Genomic DNA, 24,519 nt, shown 5'->3' with positions numbered 1-24,519 from the left:
CCATGCCCGCCGTCCCCTCGATCCTCGGCTTCGGCGCTATTGCGATCGACGACATCGTCTATGTCGATCAGCCGTTGTCGGCGGGCAAGGGAAAGGTTCTGCAAAGTGCCCGGGCTTTCGGCGGAAATGTCGCGACGGCGCTGGCCGCCGTCGCGCGGCTCGGCGGAACCGCCGGGTTTGTCGGATGGCTGGGCAGTGCCGCGGACGACGCCGTGCTGTGCGATCTCGTTGCGAGCGGCGTTGAAACCGCATTCGCACCGCGCCACCCGGACGCGCGCCCGGTGCGCTCGCGCATCACAGTCGGCTCGGACGGGGAACGGTTCATCGCCTATGACGACGAAGCGATGCTGGGCACCACGCCGGACTTTCCGGACGATATCCTCAGCCGGGCAGCCGTCCTGATCGTCGATAGCTACGCGATCCGGTCGCTGGATGTCGTGGCCCGGGCTCGCGATCTCGGCCTTGCGATCCTCGGCGATATCGAATGGAGCAGCGGCCCGGACACCCAGAGGCTGATCGCGCTCTGCGACCATCTCATTCTTCCCCTCGGCTTTGCGCGGACTGCCACGGGCCGCCGATCGCCGGCCGAGATGCTCGATGCGCTATGGTTGCCGTCGCGGTCCGCCGTGGTTCTGACCGATGGCGGCAGGGGCGTCTACTATCGCGGGCGCGACGAGACAGGGCTCTGGCACCTGCCCCCGCACCGGGTTGACGTCGTCGACTCGACCGGCGCCGGTGACTGCTTTCATGGCGCCTATGCCCATGCATTGACGCGCGGGGCCGACACCGCAGGCCGGGTCGCGTTCGCGGCCGCGGCCGCAGCCCTGTCCGTAACGGGACGTGGCGGGCGCGAAGCGCTGCCCACCAACGACCAGGTCACGAAACTTCTGACCTCTGCGAACGCTCCGTCAGCGGTCGAACTGAGACTTGTGGAGGAGGAAGATGGCAGAAGTCATTCTTGAGAATATCTGCAAGACCTACGGGAACAATTTTCACGCCATCGACCAATTGAACCTGTCGGTCGAGGACGGCGAGTTCCTGATCCTCGTCGGCCCGTCCGGCTGCGGTAAATCCACCGCGTTGCGAATGATCGCGGGGCTGGAGGACGTCACCAGCGGCAGCCTTCGGATCGGCGGCGTCGACGTCGTCGACATGCCGCCCAAGGACCGCGACATTGCCATGGTCTTCCAGAGCTATGCGCTCTACCCGCACATGACAGTGTTCGAAAACATCGCCTTTTCGATGCGGCTGGCGGGCAAGCCGAAGGCCGAGCGCAGGAAGCGCGTGGACGAGATCGCCAAGACCCTGCAGCTGACGTCGCTGCTGGACAGCAAACCCGCGAACCTTTCAGGCGGACAGCGTCAAAGGGTTGCCATGGGCCGCGCCATGGTGCGCGAGCCGGCCGCCTTTCTCATGGACGAACCCCTTTCCAATCTGGACGCGAAACTGCGTGTCCAGATGCGCGCGGAAATCACCAGCCTGCAAAAGCAGCTCGGCGTCACGACCATATACGTGACCCACGACCAGACCGAAGCGATGACGATGGGTGACAGGGTCGCGGTGTTGAAGGGCGGCGTGCTGCAGCAGGTCGACACACCCAAGCGGCTCTATGAATCGCCGGTGAACGCCTTCGTTGCCGGCTTCATCGGTTCTCCTTCGATGAACCTTTTCGAGGCGACCCTGACGGGCGACGAACTGACGTCCGGCACCTTCGGCGTCCGGCTGCAGGATGCAGCCTTCGTGCGCAGGCCGGGCTTGAGGTCGTATGCGGGGCGCAAGGTCGTGTTCGGGATCCGCCCGGAGCATCTCTATGACAGCAGCCTCGAATCCGGCCGCAAGTATCAGACGATACCGGCAAAGGTGACCTCGATCGAGGAACTCGGGTCGGAACATATCGTCCATCTGAACATCGACGCGGTCCGGGTGGACTCCGGCGACCCGGACGCGGTGGAGGATTACGGCCTGACGTCGAACGCGGTGGCGAAATTCGAACCGGACAGCGCAGTCCGCTCCGGCTCGGAAATCCGGTTGGCCCTGGATGACAGCAAGCTCCATTTCTTCGATCCCGAGACGCATCTGGCGATCTGAAGAATTGCGGCAGAGCCGGCGGGCGAGAGCGAGGCGCCCGCGAATGAAGACTTCTGAATAAACCAGACGATCGTCCGCATTGTGCAGCCGATCTTAAAGAAGGAGGAGAAAATGACGTTTCGGATAAGACCCGCGGTGCTGAAAATGGCCGCGGCCGCATGGTTGCTTGGCGCAACCGGCGCCATGGCGGACACGACGCTGGAGTTCACCCAATGGTGGGAGCCTGAGCTGCCCGCCGGCTCGCTGCGGAAAATCATGGACGAATTCGAGGCCGCGAATCCCGGGATCAAGGTGACGCTGGTCAGCGGCCCCTATGCGACCACGCGAGACCAGATCTCGGTTGGTGCTGCGACGGGAACGCTTAGCGACGTCGTTGGTCTCGACGGCGCCTGGGTCAACAATCTGAACGCGCAGAACGCGCTGGCCGACATGAACCCGATGATGGATGCGAGCGGCTTCGACAAAGCCCAGGTCGCGGACATCATCAAGGTGGACGGCAAAGCGGTGATGTTTCCCGTGGCTTCGTTCGTCTATCCGGTCTTCGTGAATTTGGACCTCGCCGCCAAGGCGGGCGTCACCAAGCTGCCGTCGACCCGCGCGGAGTTCCTCGAAGCCGCCAAGAAGATGACCCAGGCCGACAAGAACCAGTATGGCTGGGTGTTGCCGCTGTCGCTGCAGACGCCGTCCGGTGTCCAGAACGACATGATGTCGTGGGTCTGGGCGTCGGGTCAATCGATGATGGCGGACGGCAAGCCCGCTCTCGAGGCCAAGCCGGTGGTGGATATGCTGACCTTCGTCAAATCGCTTAATGACGCGGGCACCATCTCGCCCGGCATCGCCACCAAAACCGAACAGGAAAAGGTCGAGGAATTCGTCAACGACCGGGTCGGGATGATGATCGACTCGCTCGCGCATGTGAACCTCATCCGCAAACGCAATCCCAATCTGAACTTCGACCTGATCCCGGTCCCGGTCGTGGAAAACTACGACGGCAAGCGCGGCCTGCCATACGCCTCCTGGGGCATCGGCATCTCCGCGGGCTCGAAACATCAGGAAGAGGCCTGGAAACTCGTCCAGTATCTGATGAGCGAAAAGGTGAACGCCAAGCTCGTGTCGCTTGCCAACGCCTTCCCCGGCAACGTCAACGCCAAGCCAGATTTCGTGACCTCCGACAAGGCATTCGGCAAGGCTTTCGAAATCTTCAAGACCGGCTATCTTGCCAATGAGTTCACGGGCCTGCCGGTGGCGGAAGACCTGATGACCCAGTTCGACGTGCAAGCCCAGAAGATGCTCGCCGGCGAACAATCTCCGGAAGAAGCCGCGGCCAACGCTCAAAAGGGCTGGATGGCGAAATTCTGATCGGCCTGTTTTGCGATCTCTACCGGGCGGCCTGACTTCGGGCAGGCCTCCCGGCAACAACGCATCGGCAATGCGGACGGACCCGTTTCCGAAGCTCCCCTTCTCTTGAAGGCGTATCCCAAGGTTGGCATATGACCCCGCAGAAGCGCTCCCACCATCGGCTGAAACGAGCGGTCGCACCCTATCTCTATCTGTCGCCCTCGCTCATCATCATCAGCCTGCTGATGCTGCTGCCGATGGTGACGGTGATTGGCTATTCGTTCCAGAACAGCGCGGTGCTGCGGCGCGACCCTTCCTTTGCCGGACTGAAACACTACCAGGCGATCTTTGCCGATCCCGTGTTCTGGGCTTCGCTGTGGCACACGCTCTACTTCACCTGCATGAGCGTCGTCTTCCACATGACCATCGGCATGATCTTCGCGCTCATGCTGAACAGCGACCGCATCAATCCGACGCTGCGCAATATCCTGCGCGTGCTCTACATCCTGCCCTGGCTGTTCACCGCCGTGATCATCGCGGTGATCTGGCGCCTGCTGCTCGAGCCCAACGGCGTCGTGAACAGCATCCTCATGCAATTGGGCATCATCGGTTCCAAGGTCGAGTGGTTTTCCTCGCCCGAGACGGCGCTGCACGCCGTCACCTTCGCCAATATCTGGGCGGGGTACCCGCTTTTCATGGTCAGCCTGCTCGCGGGCCTGCAGGGCATTCCCAAGGATTTCTACGAGGCCGCCGACATCGACGGCGCGAAGGCCTACCAGAAGCTGATCTTCATCACCATTCCGCAGCTGATGCCGATCATCATCAGCATCTCGCTGCTCGATTTCATCTGGACCATGCAGGTCTTCCCGTTGATCTGGATAACGACGGGCGGCGGTCCGATCTACTCGACCGAGGTGCTGAGCACCTACACCTACAAGCTGGCGTTCTCGAGCTACAACCTGTCCCAGGCGGCGGCGAGCGCCGTGATCATCCTGCTGATCTCTCTTGGCCTGACGCTGTTCTACATCCGTTATCAGAAGGCTCGGTAGTCACCATGAGGAAAAGGCACACACCGAAAGATCGACTGATCACCGTCGCGCTGCATGTCGCGCTTGCCGCCGGGCTGTTTTTCGCGGCTTTCCCGATCTACTGGATGCTGACCAGTTCGTTCAAATCGAATACCGAAATCTTTGCCCTGCCGCCAACCATCCTGCCGAAGGCCTTCACGCTGGAAGCGTATGCGGCCATCCTTGGCGACCCAGTAAAACTGCGCTTCTTCTTCAACAGCTATTTCGTTGCCGGAGCAGTGACCGTGCTGACGGTGCTGATCGCGTTGCTGGCAGCCTATGGGTTCAGCCGCTTCAACTTCCGCGGCAAGGGCAGCCTGAACACGCTCATCATCAGCACGCAGACGATTCCGCCGATCACGCTTCTGATCCCCTTCTTCGGGCTAGTCGTCTCGTATGGCATCTTCGACACCTATGTCGCGCTGATCGTGACCTATCTGGTGTTCACGCTGCCCTACGCGATCCTGCTGATGACCGGGTATCTCAACACCTTGCCGCGCGATCTCGACGAGGCCGTCGCCGTCGACGGCGGCAGCAGCTGGACCGCACTCTGGCGGGTGATCGTCCCGATCTCGCTTCCCGGCATCGTGGCGACCTCGGTCTATACCTTCCTGTTGTGCTGGAACGAGTTCCTCTTCGCGCTGACGCTGACGAAGTCGACATCCATGCGCACGGTCCCGATCGGCATCCAGCTGCTGATGGGGCAGCACGCTTTCGAATGGAACCAGATGATGGCGATGAGCGTGCTCGGCTCGCTGCCGCTCCTGCTCATCTACCTTCTTGCCCAGAGGTACTTCCTCGCCGGGATGACCGCGGGCTCGGTCAAGTAGACGTCCATCCCATGAAGACGCAAAGCGACATCACGGAATGGGCGGTATCAAGGATTGAAAGGATGAACGTGAAAGACCTCAAAGTCGGCTGCCAGACCTTCACCTGGGAAATGCTCGGAGACCGTTTTGCCGGCGGCCCGGACGATCTCCTGAAGGCCATTTCCAATGGCGGCTATGCCGGCATCGAGATCACCGACACGATGATCGGCCGCTACGCCGGCAAGCCGGCGGAATTTGCCGCCGCGCTGAAGGCCACCGGCCTGACGCTGGTCTCCTTCGCCTTCGGTTCAAAGAGCGGCTTCACGCTGAAGGACCAGATTGGCGCCGACCTCGAAACCGCAAGGCGCTGGATCGACTTTGCCGCGGCCTTTCCGGGCGCGCTTGTCTCGATGGGCTCGGCGACCGTCGTCTCCGACGGGCCGCGCGACGACAAGTTCGCCATTGCGGCGGAATTCTATAGCAAGGCCGGCGAGATCGGCCGCGAGGTCGGCGTCCAGGTCGCGGTGCATCCAAGCTCGCACCACAACACGCTGCTCTTCGACCGCGCCGACTACGACCGCATCTTTTCCCTGCTGGACGCCTCGCTGGTCGGCTGGGTGCCGGACACCGGGCACATATTGCGCGGCCACAAGGACATGGCCGACACGCTCACCACCTACCGTGACCGCATCCGCTACGTGCACCTGAAGGACGTCGACGCCGGCGGCACCTGGGCGATGCTCGGCAAGGGTGTCTGCGACACGGCGAAGGTGATCGAGATCGCGAGCGCGGCGCCCAACTTCAACGGTTGGCTGGTGCTGGAGGAGGAATCCGAGACCGCCGCCGCCGATCCAGCCGGCGCGGTCAAGACCAACCGCCAGACCATGCGCGGATACGGAGCCTGAGACGATGATCCGCAAGCAAGACCGTCGCCTTCGTGTCGGTGTGCTCGGCTGCGGGCCGATCGCGCAGTTCGCGCATCTGGAATCCTGCGCGAAGGCGAGCAACGCCGACCTCTACGCGATCTGCGACGCCGCGCCCGACCTGCTTGGGCGCATGGGCGCGACCTATGAGCCGCAGAAGATGTATGGCGACTTTGACGAGATGCTCGCCGACCCCGCGCTGGAAGCGGTGATCGTCGCCACGTCGGATGCCTATCACGTGCCGATGTCGATCAAGGCGCTGGAGGCCGGCAAGCATGTGCTGTGCGAAAAGCCGATCGGCGTCTCGGTCGAGGAAGGCGAGAAGCTGGCCGAAGCGGTCAAGCGCTCGGGCAAGGTGCTGCAGGTCGGGCACATGAAGCGCTTCGATCCGGCGCTGGAAGCGGCGCGCGATTTCGTCCGCGACGAGATGGGCGAGATCCTGGCGCTGAAGGCCTGGTATTGCGATTCCACGCATCGCTACACCAACACCGACGCGGTGCAGCCGCTGCCGGTGACCAGCAAGCTGGCGCGGAAGCCGGCCGGCAACCCGAAAGCCGATCTCAGGCAATATTTCATGCTGGCGCACGGCTCGCATCTGGTCGACACGGCGCGCTTCCTCGCCGGCGAGATCACCGCCGTGCGGGCGCGCCTCAACGAGCGCTTCGGCGCCTATTGCTGGTTCGTCGAAACCGAGTTCGCCAATGGCGCCCTCGGCCATCTCGATCTCACCGTTGCCGTGCGCATGGACTGGCACGAAGGTTTCCAGCTCTATGGCGAGAACGGCTCCGTGATCGCGAAGACCTTCAATCCCTGGTATTTCCGGGCGAGCGAGGTCGACATCTTCCACGAGAAGGACGCGACCTCGCGCAAGCCGCTCGGCGCCGACGGCCACTTCTTCCGGCGCCAGATCGAAGGCCTCGCCGAAACCGTGCTCGACGGCAAGCCGATGCGCGGCGCCAATGTCGAGGACGGGCTCGCCTCGATCCGCGCCATGGTGGCGATCGCCCGCTCGGTCGAGAGCGGCGAGCGCGTCGAGATCGCCAGCGTGACGGGAGCGGTCTGATGCAGGTCGGGGTGTTCGCCAAGACCTTTCCGGGCACCGAGCCGGCCGGCGTGCTTGCGTCCGTGCGCGATGCGGGCTTCGCGGTCACCCAGTTCAATCTCGCCTGCGCCGGCCTGCCATCGATGCCGGATGCCGTCCCCGACGAGGCAATCCGGACTATCAAGGCCGCCGCCGAAGCTTCGGGCGTGGCCCTTGTCGCGTTGTCGGGCACCTACAACATGGCGCATCCGGACAAGGCGGTGCGCCACGACGGCTTGCGCCGGCTGGCGCTGGTGATCGAGGCGGCCGCCAGGCTTTCCACGCCGCTGGTGACGCTCTGCACCGGAACACGCAACCCCGACGACCAGTGGGCGCATCACCCCGACAATGCCGACCCCTCGGCCTGGGCCGATATGGCGCGCCAGATGGAGAAGGCGCTCGAGATTGCCGAGCGCCACGGCGTCGACCTCGGAATCGAGCCCGAGCAGGCCAACATCGTCACCTCCGCCGCCGACGCGACGCGCCTGATCGCCGAGATGGGCTCGAAGCGGCTGCGCGTCGTGCTCGATCCGGCGAACCTCTTCGAGCAGGCGGATGCCGCACAGGCGCGCGCCATCGTCGCCGATGCGGTCGAACGCACGGCCGGTCATGTCGCCATGGCGCATGCCAAGGACCGTTTCGCCGACGCCCGCTTCGCCACGGCCGGCCACGGCGTGGTCGACTTTGCCGACTTCATCACCCGGCTGAAGCGCACCGGCTTCGATGGGCCGCTGGTGACGCATGGGCTTTCCGCCGAGGAAGCGCCCGGTGTCGCCCGTTTCCTGAAGGGGCTGGTGTGATGGCGACGCTCTCTCGCGACGGCGCCACGCTGCGGTTCACCGACGCCGGCGAAGGTCTGGCGGTCGTCTTCCAGCATGGGCTGGGTGGCGGCGAGGCGCAGGTCGCCCAGACCTTCCCCGCCGGCTTCCGCCGCATCACGCTGGAATGCCGCGGGCATGGCGGCTCCGGCCTTGGCGAGCGGCGCCCGTTTTCCTTCGACATGTTCGCCGACGACGTTCTCGCGGCCGCCGATCGGGCCGGCCTCGACCGCTTCATTGCCGGCGGCGTCTCGATGGGCGCCGGGATCGCGCTGCGGCTGGCCTGCCGCCATCCGAAACGCGTCGCCGCCCTGGTCATGGTGCGGCCTGCCTGGACCTTCGCGGCGGCACCGCCGAACATGCAGCCCATAGCCGAGGTCGCCGAACTGATCCTCGAGCATGGGCCCGACAAGGCGAGGACGATCTTCGCGCAAACGGCGACGGCCACGCGCCTCTATCACGAGGCGCCCGACAATCTTTCCTCGCTGCTCGGCTATTTCGACCGGCCCGACGCCAAGGCCTTCGCGCAGGTGCTGGCCAATATTGCCGCCGACGGACCGGGTGTTTCGCAACACGAAGTGGCCGCGCTCGCCATTCCGGCGCTGTTCGTCGGCAATGCCATGGACGCTGTCCATCCGCTGTCGAGCGCCTACACGCTTGCCGCCACGATGCCAAACGCGGTTTTCGCCGAGGTCACACCCAAGGCCCGCGACAGCAAGCAGCATTTCAGTGAGTTGCACACTGAGATCACCACGTTCCTCCAGTCCCACTCGAAAGTCCGGAGCCTCATTCCGTCATGACCAGCAAATCCCTCTCCGGCCCCGCCGCAATCGCCGCCCTGCCGCGCAACAGGCTGCTCGGCGAATTCTCGCTGTGGTCGGCCGACCTCGCCAATATGGAGCGCGACCTGAAGCGCATCGAGGCCTATGCCGACCTGCATCACGTCGACGTCGCGGATGCCCGCTTCACCCCCGGCTTCCTGTTCTTCCCCGACCTCGTGGCGCGCATCGCCAGGCTGACGGCGAAGCCGATCCATGTGCATCTGATGGTCGAGGCCGAGATCGTCGAGGCGCAGACGCGCCAGTTCATCGAGGCCGGCGCCGACCTCGTCACCATCCACGCCGAGAATGGCGAAGCGGGCCTACGCGCCGTGCGGCTGGCGCGTGAACTCGGCGCCGAGGCCGGCGTCGTGCTGCGGCTGGAAACGCCTGTCGCGGCAATCGTCCCGTTCCTGGCAGAGGTGGCGTTCGTGACGCTTCTCGGCACGTCGATCGGCGTCAAGGGCCAGAGCCTGTCGGAGCAGGCCTGTCCGCGCCTGATCGAGGCGCGCGCGCTGATCAGGAAGGCCGGGCGCGAGGCCGATATCATCCTTGCCGCCGACGGCGGCATCCGCCACGAGACGGTGCCCAGCTTGCGCGCCGCCGGCGCCGACACGGTGGTGCTTGGCTCGCTTGCCTTCGGCGACCCCGACCTCGCGCAGCGCATGGCCTGGCTGCACGGGCTGAAGGCCGCCGCGTGATGAACACGGTCGCGCTCGCTTTCGATCTCGGCGGCACGGAGCTGCGCGGCGCGCTGGTCGAGCGCAGCGGCGACGTCATCGTCCGCGTCTCGGCGCCGACGCTTGCAGGTGCCGGATCGGAGGCGGTGATCGGCCAGATCATCACGCTGGCGGACAAATTGCTCAAGCAGCACCCGCAGGCCAAGGTCGTCGGCATCGGCATGTGCGCGCCCGGCCCGCTCGACCCCAAGGCGGGCATCGTCATCGGACCGCCGACTCTGGCCGGCTGGCACAATGTGCCGCTGATCGACATCCTCAGCCGGCAGTTCGGCTTGCCGGTGCGGCTGGAGAACGACGCCAATGCGGCAGCGCTCGGCGAATGGCGCTTCGGCGCCGGCCGCGGCACCGGATCGCTGGTGTTCGTCACCGTCTCGACCGGCATCGGCGGCGGCGTGGTCGCCGACGGCCACATCTATCACGGCAGGCGCGGGCTGGCGGCCGAGATCGGCCACATGACAATCACCGGCGAAGGCGACCGCTGCTTCTGCGGCGCGGTCGGCTGCTTCGAAGCGGTCGCCTCCGGCACGGCGCTCGGGCGCCAGGCGACGCGGCTGACAGCGCCCGGCGACGGATCGCTGCTCCGGCGCCTTGCGAAGGACGGCGACATCTCCGCCCGCCATGTCGTCGAGGCCGCGCGGACGGGCGACGCGACCGCCCGCCAACTGGTCGAGGCGGAAGCCAGATGGCTCGGCATCGGCTTCACCAATCTTCTGCATCTCTATTCGCCGGACCTGATCGTGATGGGTGGCGGCCTCGCCAATGGCTTCGACCTTTTGGCTCCGGGGATCAGGGCGACGGTCGAGGAGCGCGCCATGCCGGCCTACCGCGACGTGCCGATCGTGCCGGCCGAGCTCGGCGACCGGGCGGGCCTGGTCGGCGCGGCCAGCCTGATCCTGTGGGAGGGCGAGCCCGGCACGGCGCTGGCGATGGTGCAGAACGACGAGACCAGGAGCGGCGCCGGCGGGCAGGATGAGCCAGCGTTGGCGCCGCGGGCCTGAGCAGACCCTTCTTCGTCATTCCAGGGCGAGAGCAGAAGCGAAGCGACGTCGCGGAGACCCTGGATCCACACCCGTGACTTTCGAACGACAGGGCGCTGCAGAATCATACGTTCTGCACCGCTGCGACGCATGCAAGGAGCGGCATGGATCCTCGGGTCTGCGCGTCCGCTTCGTTCCCGCTCCGCCCGTGGATGACGAAACAAGAAGGCGCAGCCGTCTCCTACCGCACCGCAGCACATTAAAACACGCTGCACACCACTTTAATTCTTGACGCGTGTCAAATTTTTCTAAAACATGCGGAAATGCTGGCAGGGCACATCGGCCAGCGCTCTGGGAGGAGCATGCCTGACATGGAAGACACCCTGCACCTCTCCAGCACGAGCGCCTGGGTCGCTTGCGCGCCGTCAGGCATTCCGTTCGCAGAACAACCAACCGTAAACCAAAATTCGGAGGAGGAAGACATATGCGCATGTTGAACTGCCTGACGCTCGGCGCGGGCCTGCTTGCAACGACGCTTGCCGTACCGGCGCATGCCGGAGAAGCGCCGAAAGTCGGGGCGATCGTGAAGGGTCTCGACAATCCGTTCTTCCAGACCATGCAGAAGGGCATCGAGGACCAGGCCAAGGCCGACGGCGTCGGCGTCACCGTGCAGGCGGCCGCCAACATGGGCGACGCGACCGGGCAGGCCGATCGCCTGACCGCCATGGCGATGCAGGATTTCGACTGCTACCTGGTCAACCCGATCAGCGTTTCCAACCTGGTGCAGGCGCTGGTGCCGGTCGCCCAGAAGAAGAAGCCGATCGTCAACATCGACAGCACCATCGACGCCGAACAAGCCAAGGCGGCAGGCTTTGCCATCTCGACTTATATCGGCACCGACAACGTCGCCGCCGGCGCGCTGGCGGGCGAGGAGATGCTGAAGCTGGTGCCGAAAGGTTCCAAGGTGGCGCTGGTCGCCGGCATCGTCGGCGACGTCGGCTCCAACGCGCGCATCAAGGGCTTCAAGCAGGCCGTCGAAGGCAAGCTCGACGTGGTGGTGATGGTGAGCGCCGATTGGGATCGCGAGAAGGCGCTGACCGCGGCCACCGACATCCTGGCCGCGCACCCCGATCTCGCCGGCTTCTTCGCCGCCAACGACGTCATGGCGCTCGGCGTCGAACGCGCCGTGCAGACCTCGGGCAAGGACGTCAAGGTGATCGGCCTCGACGGCATCGTCGACGCGCTGAAATCGATCGCCGCCGGCGAGCTCACCGCCACCGTCGCGCAATATCCCTATGTCGTCGGCGCAATGGGCGTCGAGGCCTGCGCCATTGCCGCCAAGGGCAAGGAACTGCCCGCCAATGTTCCGGCGCCGGTGCTCTTGATCAACAAGGACAATGCGGAAGCGTCGCTGAAGAATTTCCCCGCGCCCGGCGGCGAGTATCCCGATCCCTTCCGCGAGATGTTGAAGTGAGCACACCTGAACAAAGCGCGCCCGCTCGAGTGACGGCGGGCGCGGCGGAGGAGAGCCGTTCCTCCCTGTCGGCTCTCCTCCTGGATCCTTCCTTCTGGGCCGACTGGGCCTCGGTCGTCGGCCTGGTCGGCCTCGTCATCGTCTTCGGCATCGCCCAGCCGGTCTTCCTCAGCGTCGCCAATCTGCAGGCGCTGCTCCTGGCCGCGGCGATCCTGGTGGTGCTGTCGATCGGCCAGACCTTCGTCGTCGCGACCTCCGGCATCGATCTTTCGCTGGCCGCCGCCGTCATGCTCGGCGCCATCATCCTCGGCCTGGTCAACGCCGCCGGCTGGGGCATATTCGCGGCCTGCGTGCTCGCCGTCCTTGCCACCAGCGCGGTGGGTTTCCTCAACGGCGTCCTCATCACCGCCGGGAAAATTCCCGATTTCGTGGTGACGCTGGGCGCGCTGTCGGGCATCACCGGCCTCGGCCTCATCCTGTCGGGCGGCGAACCGACGATGGTCGGCTCGACCTTCCTGCTGCGGTTGGCCTCCGGCTCGTTCGGACCGTTCGGCTATCCGGTCTGGGTGGCGATCGCGGCCGTCATCGTCGCCCATGTCGCGCTCTATCACACGCGCTTCGGCGTGCATCTGCTGGCCACCGGCGGCCAGGCCGAAAGCGCCTCGGCGCTGGGCATCCGCACCGGCAGGGTGAAGATCGCCGCCTACACGATTTCCGGCTTCTGCGCCGGCATCGCCTCGCTGCTCCTGGTGGCGCGGATCGGCTCGGCCGAGCCGCTGATCAACACCAGCCTGCTCCTCAATTCGGTGGCCGCCGTGGTGCTGGGCGGCGTGAGCCTGTTCGGCGGCCGCGCCAGCATCCTCGGGCCCGCCATCGGCGCGCTGATGCTCACCGCGCTGGTCAACGGGCTGACGCTGCTCAGCGTCTCGGCCTTCTATCAACCGCTCGCCGTGGGCGCCATCGTGGTGCTGGCGGCGCTGATCATGCGGTACCAGAAATGAGCGCCGTCCATCACACCCCCTCGACCGAAGCGATCCTCGCCTGCGACGGCTTAAGCAAGCATTTCGGCGGCATCCGCGCCTTCACCGATGTCGCCTTCCAGGCCCGCCGCGGCGAGGTCACCGCTGTCATCGGCGACAATGGCGCCGGCAAGTCGACGTTGATCCGCTGCCTGGTCGGCGTGCATGCGCCGGACGGCGGCGAGATCTTCTTCGACGGCCGGCCGCATCCCTTCTCCAATCCCGACGAAGCACGCAAGGCAGGCATCGAGACGGTGCACCAGAACCTGGCGCTGATCGACGAGCTGACCGTGGCGCAGAACCTCTTCCTCAACCGCGAGATCGTGCGCCGCATCGGCCCGTTCGCGCTGCTCGACCGCAAGGCGATGAAGACGCAGGCTCGCGCCATGCTGTCGCGCCTGTCGATCAACGTGCCTTCAGTAACGCAGCGCGTGCGGCGCCTGTCGGGCGGGCAAAGACAGGCGATCTCGATCTGCCGCGCCGCCGGCTCCGGCGCCAAGCTCGTCGTCATGGACGAACCGACGGCCGCACTCGGCGTGCAGGAGACCGGCAATGTCGAGGCGCTGATCCGGCGGCTGCGCGAGCAAGGGGTGAGCGTCATCCTGGTCAGCCACAATTTCGATCAGGTGCGGCGCCTTTCGGACCAGATCTGGGTGATGCGGGCCGGGCGGATGGCGGCGACGGTGCGCGCCTCCGAAACCACCGGCAACGAACTGGTGGCGCTGGTCACCGGCGCGGCGTGATCGCCCGTCATTCGTGACGTCAAACGCGGGCCTCGGTGGCCGGCGACAGAATGGAAATGCAAGGGAGTTTGCCGTGGCTGTGATCCGTGTCGGACTTGTTGGGCTTGGCGAGGTGGCGCAGTCGATCCATTTGCCGGTGCTGGCCGACCAGCGCGACCGCTGGGTGATCGCCGGCGTCCATGACGTCTCGCCAAGCCTGGTGTCGCTCGTCACCTCGGAATATCCGACCGCCAAGGCGTTCGAGAGCGCCGAGGCGCTGATCGCCTCGCCCGATATCGACGCGGTGTTCGTGCTGTCGTCCGACGATACGCACAGCCGCTTCGTGCGCGCCGCGATCGCGGCCAACAAGCACATTTTGCTGGAAAAGCCCGCCTGCCTGACGGTGCGCGAGATCGACGAATTGCTGGCGCTGAGCAAGGATTACGGCAAGACCATGTTCGTCGGCTACATGCGCCGCTATGCGCCGGCCTATCTGGCGGCACGGGAGGAATTGCCGGCCCACGCCGACATCATCCATGTGCGCATCTTCGACCTGATCTCGGAGGGCCGGCACTTCCTCAAGAAGAGCCAGAACGTCCTTTATCCCACAGACATCGATCCGGCGATCCTGGCGCGCGGTGCGAAGGAACGCGACGCGCTGATCCGCGAAGTGGTGGGGCAGGATGCCTCCGCCGACCTGGTGCGCGCCTATCGCGGGCTGACGGCGCTCTCCTCGCATCACATCTCGGCGATGCGCGGGCTGCTCGGCGAGCCGAAGCGCGTGGTGGCGGCGCACCGCACCAATGGCGGCGCCAACACCAGCGTGACCTTCGACTACGGTCACTTCGCCTGCCTCTATGACGCGGTGGTCGACGACCTCGGCCTGTTCGATGCCATGATCGAGGTGCGCTCGAACACCAGGCGGGTTCGCATCATCTACGACACGCCCTATGTCCGCAGCCTCCCGACGCGGCTGGAGGTGACGGAAGCCGGTCCGCTCGGTCCGGTGACGAAGGCCTTCGGCCCGCTCTATGGCGACGCCTTCTCCAACGAGCTCGAGACCTTCCACCGCCATATCATGGAAAGCACGAAGCCGCTGACCGACCTCGCGGATTCACGCGCCGACCTGGCGCTGATGGCGGAGATCATCGGCAAGATGAGGGAGAGCGGCGGGCGCTGAGGCCGGCCGCCTATTTACCGCAGTGGTGATCGTTGATCTTGTTCAACGCATTGGCGTCAGGGCCAACACGCTGGTACGAGCAGGCTCCGGCCGCCGTCGTGAACAATTGCTGGTCATAGTAGTGCGGGCCCGCGAACAGGATGTCGATGATATCGCGATGCGCGGGGACGTAGCGTTCGGATTCGGCCCGATGGTCGCGGCTTCCGGCGAAGGCCGAGGCGGCCATGCCGCAAGCCACAGCGAAAACGAGTGCGCGGATCGCAAGGCGTTTCGTCGTCATTCGCATACCCCTCCTAACCGGTTCGAAGTTCCACCATATCCAAAATCGCCAGCCGGACAAAGGTTCCCCTGACCTGCTCCCCCCGCCCGGGCTGACCAGTCGAGACATCAGTCCGGTTTTGAGCCCCGGGCGCGCTTTCGTTCGGCCGCCGCCAGAAGCTCGACGAAGGCGCGCACCTTGGCCGGCCTGAAGCGCGCCGGCGGAAAGACGGCATGGATACCGCCGGTCGGCAGGCTCCAGTCGGCGAACATCCGCACCAGGCGCCCCTTGGCGATGTCGTCATCGACGCTGTAGTCCGGAAAGATGCCGAGCCCGATGCCGGCCTTCACGCAGGCATGGACGCCGGGGCTCTTGTCGCAGCTGACGATCGGGTTGAGCTCGGCCAGCACTGTTTCGCCGTCTTTCGAGAACAGCCATTGGCCGATACCGCGGAGCTGGACATTGCCGACCCAGGGCAGCGACCTCGCCTGGCCGGGGGCCACATCCGGCGGCAGCCTGGCCGCAAGCTCCGGACTTGCGACGACGACCTGCCGGAAGCTCCCAAGGCGGCGCGCCAGATTGCTGGAATCGGCCAGCCAGCCGGCGCGGATGCCGAGATCGATCTGCTCGTCGACGAGATTGCTGACCGCGTCGTCGAAGATCGTCTCGACCCGCATCCTCGGATATTTCTTGAGATAGGCGGCGATGGTCGGCGCCACGACCTTCTCGCCATAGTCGAGCGGCGCCGTCAGCCGCAGCATCCCGGTCGGCTTGTCGGCGCTGCGCGCGATGTCGCCATAGGCGGCTTCCGCCTCGCGCAGGATGATGGCGGCGCGGTCGTAGAACAGCCGCCCCTCCTCCGTCATCGTGACGCGCCGCGTCGTGCGCCGCAGCAGCGTGGCGCCCAGTTCCCGCTCGAGCCTGCCGACCTGGTGGCTGACCACCGCCTTGGCGACGTCGAGCCGGTCGGCGGCCGCGGTGAAGGACCCGGTTTCGACAACCGTGGTGAAATAGACGAGCCGGTTAAGGTTCAGAAGTTCGGCCATCGGCAAAGCCATTGTCTGATCTGGTCAGACAGTCTGTACGATTGATCGCTGTTTTTCGCAATTGGGCGAACTGCCATCTAGATCCGTGACAGACACCGGACGAGACGGCCATGAACAATGCAACGCTGACCTATCTTTTCGACCCGCTCTGCGGCTGGTGCTATGGCGCGACGCCGATGCTGGACAGGCTGGAGCAGAGCGGCATCGCGCTCGATCTCCTGCCGACCGGCCTCTTCTCCGGCGCCGGCGCGCGGCCGCTGGACGCCGGCTTTGCCGCCCATGCCTGGGCGAACGACCAGCGCATCGAGCGGCTGAGCGGACAGCGCTTCAGCCAGGCTTATCTCGACAACGTGCTGAACGTTCGCGGTACCCTGCTCGATTCCGGCGCTGCCACCCTCGGCATCGTCGCCGGCGGACTCGAAGACCCGCGCCAGCGGCTTGCGGCGCTGAAGGCAATCCAGCATGCCCGCTATGTCGGCGGACGCGACATCGTGACGGTGGACGGTGTCGCCGCGGTGTTGACCGACGTCGGCATGGCGGACGCGGCGCAGATGCTGAAGGCGCCGACGCCGGCGTTGCTGGCCGCGCACCGCGACCTTGTCGGCCATGGCCGCACGCTGTTCCAGCGCCTGCATGCCAATGGCGTCCCCGCGCTCGCCGTGATCCGCAACGCGGCGCCGCGCCTGATCAGCGCCAACGCGTTGTTCGGCAGCTACGACGATCTCGTCGCCCATATCCAGGCGGCGTGATCCTCCCAGCCCTCCCCCAAGCAGAAAGGAAATGCCATGAAGATCGCCCTCATCGGCGCGTCCGGCCAGGCCGGCTCGCGCATCCTGAAAGAACTCTCCGATCGCGGCCACACCATCACCGCAATCGCCCGCAACCCGGACAAGATCGCCAAGCTGCCAGGCGTGACCGCTGTCAAGGGCGACGTCTTCGACAAGGAGGGCCTCGCCGCGCTGATCAAGGGACATGACGCCGTCGTCAGTTCGGTTCATTTCACCGCCAGCGATCCCGACACGCTGATCGCCGCCGCGTGCGCCTCCGGCGTCAAGCGCTACCTTGTCGTCGGCGGCGCCGGCAGCCTCGAGGTCGCGCCTGGCAAGCGCCTGGTCGACACGCCGGAATTTCCGGCCATCTACAAGGCCGAGGCGCAGAAGGGCGGCGACTTCCTCGACACGCTGCGGACGGTCGGCGATCTCGACTGGACCTTCCTGTCGCCGTCGGCGCTGTTCACCGCGGGCGAGCGCACCGGCACGTTCCGGCTCGGCAAGGATACGCTGCTTTCCTCCGACAAGGGCAGCAGCATCTCCTTCGAGGACTACGCCATCGTCATGGCCGACGAGATCGAGACGCCGAGGCACATCCGGCAGCGCTTCACCGTCGGCTACTGAGAGAATTCGCGGCTTCGGCTAGCATTCAGAGCCGAAGCTCAAAACATCGGCGTTGCCGGACCGTCCGGCGCACCGGGGCAAGAACAGCCTTGGACTACGGTTATAGCCGCAACTATATTAGGGACTTCTTGACAATTAGCCTAACCTCTGGTTTCCTTTTTCCTAGGGGTTTAAACAAAGTTCGTTGCGTTTTTTACGGACGGTGTTCGCATGTCGACAGTGGTTGTCGCGGACCCGCGGGGGGTGTATCTCGCCGGTCTGGAGTGGGTGTTGCGGAAGGCCGGTCACGAGATTGTCGCCGAGTGCCACCGCGCTGTTGACGTTCTCCCCCATGTGGAGCGCCATCTGCCCGATATTGTCATCGTCGGCCTGGACACAGCGGACCCGCAGACGGCCAGTCTTTCCTCCCGGCTGAGAGCCACCCACCGTGCGCTCGGCATTGTCTTCATCCTGCAGCAAAACGGCGGCTTCGATATCAAGGAAATACAGGCGCTCGACGCCGATGGCGTGGTGCTTGACGGCATCAGCAACCGCTTTCTCGTCGAATGCGTGAACGCGGTGGCGAGCGGCAAAAAGTGGATCGACAACAAGATCGTCCAGCATCTGTTGATGCCCAGGCCGCAGCCGCAGCCCCTGTCGAAGCTCACGGGGCGCGAGAGCGAAATCGCCGACCTCGTCTCGCGCGGCTTGCGCAACAAGACCATCGCCCAGCGGTTGCATGTGTCCGAAGGCACGGTGAAGATGCATTTGCACCACGTCTACGCCAAGCTCAACCTCGGCAGCAGGGCCGAGCTCGCTTGGGCGACGCACGGCAAGGGCGACCGTCCCAACACAGACCTGATCTGATCCCCTTTTCAGGCTGAAGCGCATCGCGCCGGCGCGCGAGTGTCTGTCGACGTGTTTGACACGAAGACCCAGCGCGTTCAGGCCCGCGTCCGCCCGTATATCGAAGGATATATATCGTTCGATCAGGACGATCATTGACCGAAAAGCTATCGAAACGCGAATGGACGCGCCCTCTGCCTTGGCCGGACAATGACTCCGAGGGCCGCATTTCAGATCGATCCTCAGCAACTGGGGTTTGCCAGCATCCAAGTCATGGCGGACGGGCAATCGTAGTTTTCGACGCTTCCGGAACTTGCTTACGTTAAGGCGTGTTCTGTTCTGGTTCTCGAATCCACCATTTTCGGCGCGCCCTGACCTAATTCCAACTGACCCTGGAATAACTCGATCACAATTGGGAGGCAGATTATGGCTACTATTAACGGCAATCTCGTTCTCGACGAGCAAATCGGCGTACAGACCGTCACCAATGATAATGATAAAGAACTCGACGCGACGCTGATCAACACGCTCACCACTCTCGGCGTGGCTGATATCAGTGGCGGTACCGACGCCACAACAGGCTTCCCGCAGGTGGCCGTCAACGACGCCCTCCTTGACACAACCGGAGTGACCGATCTGGCGCTATCGATCCCCGATGACGGCACGGCGAGCGGCCTCTCTACCGTCGACGGTGTGGCAATCTTCCTCTACAACGAAGGCGGCATCATTTATGGGCGCGAGGCCGACGCGAATGGTGACGCTGACCCGAACGGCGACCTGGCGTTCGCTGTTGCGCTGGACGAGAGCGACCTGTCCTCGGCGCAAATTTACCTCATTCAATACGAGCCGCTGGGGCACAGCGATCCTCTCAACGTTGACGATGACGACATCCTGTCGTTTGCCGATGGCAAGATCACACTGGATGTATCGACCACCGAGATCGTAACGACGTTTCAGACACTCGACTTCGCGTCGATCCCGTCAGGTAGCCCGCAGGAGACCCTCACGGTTGCGACAACCGATCCCACTGACAATCACAGCGCCAAGTTTGATGGACTCATCTTCCCGGGGACGGTGGCCGATCCAACGACAGTCCCAACCAACCCCGGAACCAATGATGATCTGAACCCCGACGCCATCGGCTTCGGTGTGAAGGGCGGTCAAGCCTCTCAGATGAATCAAAATGAGGGCTTCTTGGTTCAAGACGCGGCCTGGACTTCTGCTGATCAGGATGCGAACGAAATCGGCGGCATCAGGTTCGACATCCAGGCCGTAGGCGGCGTGAAGAAAGTGAACATTGAGTGGTGGGCTGTCGATAATGGAGTAGTAGTTGCTACCGACACCGACACCGTAAACTTACCTTCCGGCAGCGCCGTCTTTGAGAATTATACCATCGAAACGGCCGATAGCGTCGACCAAATCTACGTTCGATTTTACTACGACACAAAGGTAAGCACCTCCGGCGTACGCGTTGAGAACCTCGAAGTCGCGTTCCCATCATCGTCCGAGGTGACGGTCGTCAACCACGAGGATCTCGGGACGCACCTGGTGTTCGAGGACGCCGGGCCGACGTTCACCGACATCACTGGTGATACCTCGCCGTTCCAGGTCGGATTGGCCGCCGGTCAACAGGACACAGGGACGTTCGACCTTACTGCCGGAGCCGATGGCTCACACGTTATCATCACCGAATACACCGATCTCGGAGGCGATGACATCACGGAGATCCTCACCAACGACGGAACCACGCTGACTTACCACGACGTGGCCACCGATACGGACCTCTACCAACTGAACGTGACGGACACGGGGTACACCTTCGACGTGCTCTTCACACCCCACGGTGAGCAGTCCGACCTCAACTTCAATGCGGTCAAGTCGGGCGGTCCTCAGGAGACCTTGACGGTACCCACGGTGGACAACACCGGCAGCATCGTCTTTGACGGTCTTATCTTCAACACTCACCCCGCAGCGGACGCGACCAAGGATGCCTTTACGCCGTTCAACACGGCTCCACTGGGAGGCCCGACTGTAGCTGCTGACGATCTTAACCCCGATGCGGTTGGATTCGGGGTGAAAGGCGGTCAGGCTTCGCAGATTAATAACAACGAGGGCTTCACCTTCCATACTGCGGACGGTTCTGATATCAACAATCTAACCTTTGCGGTCGCAGGAATTGGAAACATCAATGCCATCACTGTAGAATCGTGGCTTTACGACAATGCCGGTAATCTGATCGATCACAATATCGACAACGTTACTGGCTTGCGCTCGGGTAATCAGACCGTGACCATCAACGACGATGGTGGTCAAGCCTTCGACACGGCCTACGTTCAGTTCACGGTCCCCGGTGCCAACTCGGGTGTTCGCATCCTCGACTTCTCGACGAGCATCGAGGGTCCGGTTCCCGATCAGCAGTTCGACTTCACGCTGGCAAACACCGACCTCGACGGCGATGCTGCCACGCAAGACCTGAGCATCCTCGCAAGCCAGGACTTCATTTAATGGCGTCCTCGCAGCCTGCAAGAACTTCAAAGCCTGGCGATCCGGTCCCCCTTGGGGGACCGGTCGTTCACGAGACATCAAGGCCCTGGACTAAAACCAGGCGACGGGCAAAGCGGCGGCTTGCAGTGTCCACTTACGATGCTGTGGACGACGCTCCGATGTCATCCCGCACAGAGAAATAATGATGAGAGCCAGCCAACAGCTCCCTGCGCTGCAGGTCGTGATGAAAGAGGCCAGACGCGCCATCCGGCCGCTTATCTGGTTCAGCGCCGGCATCAATGTGCTGATGCTGACCGGGGCGCTTTACATGCTCCAGGTTTACCATCGCGTGCTGTCCAGCCACAGCCTGGAGACGTTGGCGATGCTGTCGCTGATGGCGGCGGCGGCACTCGCGGCGATGGCGGGGCTGGAGGTGGTTCGCGGGCGCCTCCTGGCCAAGGTCGGATCGTGGATGAATGCACGGTTGGCGCCGGTACTCTTGACCGCATCGGTGGAATATTCCGCTTCGGCGCCCGGTCATGCCAACGCCCGTCCGCTGCGCGACCTGGATCAGGTGCGGAATTTTTTCACCAGCCCGAGCATCTTCCCGATCCTCGACGCGCCCTGGGCGCCGCTGTTCTTCGCCGCGATATTCCTGATGCACCCCTGGCTGGGCTGGCTGGCCCTGGTCGGTGGAATCCTGCTGTTTGGGCTGGCATTGCTCAACGAATACCTCACGCGGAAGCCGCTGACCGAGGCGGCAAACGCGCAGTCGCGGGCCTACGTGCAGGCCGAGGCGGCCATCCGCAACGCCGAGGTCGTGCAGGCGATGGGCATGCTGAAGCCGCTGCTTGAAGGCTGGAAGGAGCAGCAGGACGAGGCAAACAAGGGACAGGTTCTCGCCGCCAACCGCGGCGGCGTCATCTCGGCCATCGCGCGCTGTCACCGGCTGGCCCTGCAGATGGCGATACTCGGCCTTGGCGCCTACCTGGTGGTTCGCAACGAGGCTTCGCCCGGCATCATGATCGCCGCCTCGATCCTGATGGGTCGCGCTCTGTCCCCGGTCGAGCAGGCGATCGGCACATGGAAGGCGACGGTCGGAGCACGCGCCGCCTACCGGCGCCTCACCGCGGTTGCCGGACAACATCCTGAGGCCACGCCGGTGCTGCCGCTGCCTCGGCCGAAAGGCAAGTTCGAGGCCGACAATCTCGTGCTTGGCCGACCGGGCGGCGAACCTATCCTGAAAGGCATCAGCTTCCGGCTCAATCCAGGCGAGGCAATGGCGCTGATCGGCCCGAGCGCGGCCGGCAAGACGAGCCTGGCGCGCATACTGGCCGGCGCCTGGCGTCCATCCGGCGGGCGCGCGCTGCTCGACGGCATGGATGTCGCCCAATGGGCGGCGGAGGACCGCGGCCATTATGTCGGTTACCTGCCGCAGGACATCGAGCTCTTCGCCGGCACCATTTCCGAGAACATCTGCCGCTTCGCGCAGCTCAACCCGACGGTGTTCAACAACGTGGTCAAGGCCGCGCAACTGGCGGGAGTCCACGAACTGATCAAAGGGCTGCCGAAAGGCTACGCCACCGAGATCGGCGAATCCGGAGCGGTGCTGTCAGGCGGGCAGCGCCAACGCATCGGGCTGGCGCGCGCGCTCTACGGCGACCCGCCGCTGCTCATCCTGGACGAGCCCAATTCCAACCTCGATCGCGAGGGAGAGGATGCCCTGGTCGCTGCCCTGGGCGCCGTCAAGGCGGCGGGCACGACCATTATCCTGATCGCGCACCGATCGAACATGTTGGAGAAGGTCGACAAGATCCTGGTGCTCAACCGGGGCCAGCAGGACCTCTACGGTCCGCGCGATTATGTCTTCGGCGAACTCGCCGCGCGCATCCGACAGATCAGTCAGGTGCCGGCCATAGCGAACCAGGCCATAGGGGCGAACCAGGCCGTGCCGGCGAACCAGGACAGCGCCCCACCTCCGGCGCGCCGATACGCGGAACGAAAATTGCGTCCGAGCCTCAACCTCGTTCCCGCGCGACAGGGCAGCGTTCGAGAGGGTGAGGCCGGTGCCGCGCAACCAAGGACACGGGGGCGGATATGAACGTCGTCGAGTTACCCGCGCCGCCACCGTCGCGGCTGGAGCCGGTGCCACTGCGTCTCGCCGGCGTGACATCCACCGGGTTCGCGATCATGTTCCTGTTCTTCGGCGTCGCCGGGGGCTGGGCGGCGCTGGCACCGTTGGACAGCGCCGCGGTGGCGCCGGGCGTTATCAAGGTCGCCGGCGACCGCAAGCTCATCCAGCACCTTGAGGGCGGCATCATCGCGGACCTGAACGCCGCCAACGGCGATATCGTCAAGGCGGGCAAGGTCCTCCTCCGGCTCGACGACACGCAGGCGAAGGCGCAGCTCGACCTGGTCCAGAACCGGATAGCGACGCGAGAGGCGCTGGCGGCGCGTCTGCGGGCCGAGCGCGACGGCAAGGCCGAGATCGAGTTCGATCCGACGCTGCTCGCCAATCCCACTACCGCCGCGAGGGACGCGGTGGCCGCGCAGCGCGACGTGTTCGCGGCCAAGCATCATAATCTCGAGGACGAGCGGGGAATTCTCGCCCAGCGCCGTCACCAGACCGAGGAAGAGATAACGGGACTGCAGGAGCTTGTCGCCACCGAGGACAGGCAGATCGAGGCGCTCGAGGCCGAGACCAAGGACCTTGAGGGCCTGCTCAAGAAGGGGCTGACCACCCGCGAACGGAATCTGTCGCTCAGGCAGCAACAACGCGAGATCGAAGGCGAGCGCGCCACCAACGTCGCGGCGATCGCGCGCGCCAAAAGCGCCATGGCCGAGATCGACATGCAGACCCTGAACCTCAACACTGTGCGGCTGAACGAGGCTGTCGAGGAGTTGAGCAAGGTCGAGGCGGAGTTGTTCGACCTCAGACAGGGGGAGCGTTCCGCCAGGGACGTGCTTGCCCGCACCAATGTCGTCGCACCGGTCGACGGGATCGTCATGGATCTGAAGGTCCACACGGCCGGCGGTGTCGTGAAACCCGGCGAGACAATGATGACAGTCGTGCCGCTCGGGCAACAGCTCGTGGTCGAGGCGATGGTCAAACCGGAGGATGTCGAGACGATCGCCCCCGGACAGCCCGCGCGCGTCAGCTTCCCGGCTTTCGCCCGCTACAACCTGCCGCCGCTCGACGGCGTCGTCGAGGTCGTGTCGGCCGACCGCATGACGGAGGAGCGCAGCGGGGCACCGTATTTCGCGGCGACCGTGTTGATCGACAAGACCGAACTCGCGAAGTTGGAGGGCCGCAAGCTGCTGCCCGGCATGTCGAGCGAGACGATGATCCGGACAGGCGCCCGCACCGTGCTTTCCTACATCGCCGAGCCGATCACGCAGAACTTCCGCCGGGCGATGCGGGAAAAATAGCCGCCGGACACTGGCCTCGGTTCGCGAC

The 24,519-nt window shown here is 64.5% G+C and carries 23 protein-coding genes; 21 read left to right on the top strand and 2 right to left on the bottom strand.

The annotated features are described in order from the left end of the window. The first annotated feature begins 2 nt into the window (after nt 1-2). From EN857_RS10055 to EN857_RS09985, 15 genes are all read left to right on the top strand, one after another. Nucleotides 3-962 carry a PfkB family carbohydrate kinase gene (locus EN857_RS10055; RefSeq protein ID WP_127309045.1) on the top strand — a complete coding sequence of 320 codons (960 nt, stop codon included), beginning with the start codon at nt 3-5 and terminating at the stop codon, nt 960-962. Beyond that, complete coding sequence (locus tag EN857_RS10050; protein ID WP_127309044.1) at nt 943-2,088, top strand: ABC transporter ATP-binding protein; 1,146 nt, start codon at nt 943-945, stop codon at nt 2,086-2,088. The genes EN857_RS10055 and EN857_RS10050 overlap by 20 nt, the downstream gene beginning before the upstream one ends. A gap of 111 nt (nt 2,089-2,199) precedes the next feature. Then, nucleotides 2,200-3,447 carry a sugar ABC transporter substrate-binding protein gene (locus EN857_RS10045; protein WP_127391400.1) on the top strand — a complete coding sequence of 416 codons (1,248 nt, stop codon included), beginning with the start codon at nt 2,200-2,202 and terminating at the stop codon, nt 3,445-3,447. Between the two features lie 131 nt (nt 3,448-3,578). Beyond that, nucleotides 3,579-4,475: a sugar ABC transporter permease gene (locus tag EN857_RS10040; protein WP_127309042.1), complete on the top strand. Its 897-nt coding sequence runs from the start codon at nt 3,579-3,581 to the stop codon at nt 4,473-4,475. A gap of 5 nt (nt 4,476-4,480) precedes the next feature. After that, nucleotides 4,481-5,323 (top strand): carbohydrate ABC transporter permease, encoded by an 843-nt coding sequence (locus tag EN857_RS10035; protein ID WP_127309041.1) that lies wholly within the window; start codon nt 4,481-4,483, stop codon nt 5,321-5,323. Nucleotides 5,324-5,385: 62 nt separating this feature from the next. Continuing rightward, nucleotides 5,386-6,207: a sugar phosphate isomerase/epimerase gene (locus EN857_RS10030; protein ID WP_127309040.1), complete on the top strand. Its 822-nt coding sequence runs from the start codon at nt 5,386-5,388 to the stop codon at nt 6,205-6,207. 4 nt (nt 6,208-6,211) lie between these two features. Continuing rightward, complete coding sequence (locus EN857_RS10025) at nt 6,212-7,288, top strand: Gfo/Idh/MocA family oxidoreductase (protein WP_127309039.1); 1,077 nt, start codon at nt 6,212-6,214, stop codon at nt 7,286-7,288. After that, a complete protein-coding gene (locus EN857_RS10020; protein WP_127309038.1) occupies nt 7,288-8,106 on the top strand; it encodes a sugar phosphate isomerase/epimerase in 819 nt (272 codons plus the stop codon). Before EN857_RS10025 ends, EN857_RS10020 begins: the two co-directional genes overlap by 1 nt. Then, nucleotides 8,106-8,924, top strand: coding sequence for an alpha/beta fold hydrolase (locus tag EN857_RS10015; protein ID WP_127309037.1), 819 nt, complete (start codon nt 8,106-8,108; stop codon nt 8,922-8,924). The genes EN857_RS10020 and EN857_RS10015 overlap by 1 nt, the downstream gene beginning before the upstream one ends. Continuing rightward, nucleotides 8,921-9,643 carry a ribulose-phosphate 3-epimerase gene (locus EN857_RS10010; protein WP_127309036.1) on the top strand — a complete coding sequence of 241 codons (723 nt, stop codon included), beginning with the start codon at nt 8,921-8,923 and terminating at the stop codon, nt 9,641-9,643. The genes EN857_RS10015 and EN857_RS10010 overlap by 4 nt, the downstream gene beginning before the upstream one ends. Then, complete coding sequence (locus EN857_RS10005; RefSeq protein WP_127309035.1) at nt 9,643-10,680, top strand: ROK family protein; 1,038 nt, start codon at nt 9,643-9,645, stop codon at nt 10,678-10,680. The genes EN857_RS10010 and EN857_RS10005 overlap by 1 nt, the downstream gene beginning before the upstream one ends. A gap of 463 nt (nt 10,681-11,143) precedes the next feature. After that, nucleotides 11,144-12,133 (top strand): substrate-binding domain-containing protein, encoded by a 990-nt coding sequence (locus tag EN857_RS10000; RefSeq protein ID WP_127282943.1) that lies wholly within the window; start codon nt 11,144-11,146, stop codon nt 12,131-12,133. Next, nucleotides 12,130-13,134, top strand: coding sequence for an ABC transporter permease (locus EN857_RS09995; RefSeq protein WP_127309034.1), 1,005 nt, complete (start codon nt 12,130-12,132; stop codon nt 13,132-13,134). The genes EN857_RS10000 and EN857_RS09995 overlap by 4 nt, the downstream gene beginning before the upstream one ends. Then, nucleotides 13,131-13,895 carry an ATP-binding cassette domain-containing protein gene (locus EN857_RS09990; protein ID WP_127393439.1) on the top strand — a complete coding sequence of 255 codons (765 nt, stop codon included), beginning with the start codon at nt 13,131-13,133 and terminating at the stop codon, nt 13,893-13,895. The genes EN857_RS09995 and EN857_RS09990 overlap by 4 nt, the downstream gene beginning before the upstream one ends. A gap of 73 nt (nt 13,896-13,968) precedes the next feature. Then, nucleotides 13,969-15,054, top strand: coding sequence for a Gfo/Idh/MocA family oxidoreductase (locus tag EN857_RS09985; RefSeq protein ID WP_127309032.1), 1,086 nt, complete (start codon nt 13,969-13,971; stop codon nt 15,052-15,054). A 10-nt stretch (nt 15,055-15,064) separates the two neighbouring features. On the opposite strand, the gene EN857_RS09980 is transcribed toward EN857_RS09985, so the two are convergent. Further along, nucleotides 15,065-15,334 (bottom strand): hypothetical protein, encoded by a 270-nt coding sequence (locus EN857_RS09980; RefSeq protein WP_127309031.1) that lies wholly within the window; start codon nt 15,332-15,334, stop codon nt 15,065-15,067. A gap of 107 nt (nt 15,335-15,441) precedes the next feature. After that, nucleotides 15,442-16,359: a LysR family transcriptional regulator gene (locus EN857_RS09975; RefSeq protein ID WP_127309030.1), complete on the bottom strand. Its 918-nt coding sequence runs from the start codon at nt 16,357-16,359 to the stop codon at nt 15,442-15,444. 110 nt (nt 16,360-16,469) lie between these two features. On the opposite strand from EN857_RS09975, the gene EN857_RS09970 reads away from it, so the two are divergent. From EN857_RS09970 to EN857_RS09945, 6 genes are all read left to right on the top strand, one after another. After that, nucleotides 16,470-17,108 carry a DsbA family protein gene (locus tag EN857_RS09970; RefSeq protein WP_127309029.1) on the top strand — a complete coding sequence of 213 codons (639 nt, stop codon included), beginning with the start codon at nt 16,470-16,472 and terminating at the stop codon, nt 17,106-17,108. 36 nt (nt 17,109-17,144) lie between these two features. After that, the gene (locus EN857_RS09965) at nt 17,145-17,753 is read left to right on the top strand and encodes an NAD(P)-dependent oxidoreductase (protein WP_127309028.1); all 609 of its coding nucleotides are present in this window, start codon (nt 17,145-17,147) and stop codon (nt 17,751-17,753) included. Nucleotides 17,754-17,963: 210 nt separating this feature from the next. Beyond that, nucleotides 17,964-18,599 (top strand): response regulator transcription factor, encoded by a 636-nt coding sequence (locus EN857_RS09960; protein ID WP_127309027.1) that lies wholly within the window; start codon nt 17,964-17,966, stop codon nt 18,597-18,599. 405 nt (nt 18,600-19,004) lie between these two features. Next, nucleotides 19,005-21,083, top strand: coding sequence for a hypothetical protein (locus EN857_RS09955; protein WP_127309026.1), 2,079 nt, complete (start codon nt 19,005-19,007; stop codon nt 21,081-21,083). Nucleotides 21,084-21,306: 223 nt separating this feature from the next. Further along, nucleotides 21,307-23,163 (top strand): type I secretion system permease/ATPase, encoded by a 1,857-nt coding sequence (locus EN857_RS09950; protein WP_245478123.1) that lies wholly within the window; start codon nt 21,307-21,309, stop codon nt 23,161-23,163. Continuing rightward, the gene (locus EN857_RS09945) at nt 23,160-24,491 is read left to right on the top strand and encodes an HlyD family type I secretion periplasmic adaptor subunit (protein WP_127309025.1); all 1,332 of its coding nucleotides are present in this window, start codon (nt 23,160-23,162) and stop codon (nt 24,489-24,491) included. Before EN857_RS09950 ends, EN857_RS09945 begins: the two co-directional genes overlap by 4 nt. Nucleotides 24,492-24,519 lie beyond the last annotated feature (28 nt).

This window comes from Mesorhizobium sp. M4B.F.Ca.ET.214.01.1.1 (assembly GCF_004791545.1).
Classification (GTDB): domain Bacteria; phylum Pseudomonadota; class Alphaproteobacteria; order Rhizobiales; family Rhizobiaceae; genus Mesorhizobium; species Mesorhizobium abyssinicae.
This window is presented reverse-complemented; position numbering and strand designations above follow the sequence as displayed.